Source organism: Pseudomonas sp. BW16M2 (genome assembly GCF_014268865.1).
GTDB classification, from domain to species: Bacteria; Pseudomonadota; Gammaproteobacteria; order Pseudomonadales; family Pseudomonadaceae; genus Aquipseudomonas; species Aquipseudomonas peradeniyensis.
Window position 1 is genome coordinate 1 of sequence record NZ_JABWRI010000066.1, and the last position, 1,259, is coordinate 1,259.

Genomic DNA, 1,259 nt, shown 5'->3' on the forward strand with positions numbered 1-1,259 from the left:
CTGTAGAGACCGGACACATCGCTGACACATGTGCGCAGACATGGTTGACACATTATGGTCCGTAATCAGGTTTGTTCACGTCGATGGTGCGCAGGCGTTGATGGCAGAAATAGACATCGAACATGTCTCCACCGTCTCGCCCGGGGCGTATCGCTATGGTCTGCCCGACCAAGCCTTTTGCGATGCTGAAATAGCGTTTCTGGAAGCGGAAGCGACTGTGATAAACCTTGGCCAGGACATCGTCTGGCCCATATTCAAATTCCTCAAGCTGATTGGGGTAGGCCCACGGGCTGGGGTGATATCTGGCCATTGGCACTTGATACCCCAACGCCTGATGAGGGCGCTGTAAGTTGTAAATTTCCCGCCATCGGTCAAACGCCGTCTGGGCTTGCACCAAGGTCGAGAACTGCCGCCCATCGAGTACTTCAGCCCTCAAAGAACGATGGAAACGCTCAATTTTGCCATTCGTTTGAGGGTGGTACGGGCGACTGAAACTTATCTGTATCCCTAGTCGAATCAACCAGATACTCAGTTCTGTAACCTCTCCAGGATTACGCGGTGAGCCCCAGGGAGCACCATTATCGACGTTGATTCGGACCGGTAGGCCGTAGCGCTGGAAGACCTCAGTCATCTTCTCCTTGACCGTCGTTCCTCGCTCGTTATCGCAAGCGTGAATAGCCAAATTGAAGCGGGAGTGGTCGTCAAGAATGGTCAGCGGATGACACCGGCCTTGCTGCAGAGCGAAGTGCCCTTTGAAGTCCATCTGCCAGAGATCGTTGGGCGCATCGTGCTCAAATCTAAGCCGCGCCTCTCGCGCCTTCTCAGGGCTCTGGATCAGTTCATGGCGGTGCAACACGTTGGTGACGGTGCTGGGGGCAATACGCTTGCTCAGCAGGCTGCTGATTGTGCGTCCGCCCCAGGCCGGGTGCTCCTGTCGAAGTGCAACGACTTCTGCTTCCAATGCAGCCTCGGTCAAGCGAGGGCTACTAGCCGGCCTCCGAGATCGTTCTTGTAGAGCGGCCGAGCCACCTTGTTCAAAACGGCGCAGCCACTTGTAGCCGGTTTGAGGACTGATGCTGAAGCGTCGGCATAACTCTCGAATATTGGCATCCGGTTGTCGCGCCAGGGATACGAACTCTTCTTTCAGGCTCATGGCGTTTCTCACGTTCCAAGGCATGGCGAAAATCCTGGCAAAGGGGCTGCCAGGAAGTGTCAACCATGTCTCCGTACACGTGTCCACCATGTGTCCGGTCTCTACA

General features: G+C 55.5%; 1 protein-coding gene. It reads right to left on the minus strand.

What is annotated here, in order from left to right:
* Positions 1 to 52 precede the first annotated feature (52 nt).
* Complete coding sequence (locus HU735_RS26780) at positions 53 to 1,177, minus strand: IS481 family transposase (protein ID WP_186716476.1); 1,125 nt, start codon at positions 1,175 to 1,177, stop codon at positions 53 to 55.
* Positions 1,178 to 1,259: the final 82 nt, after the last annotated feature.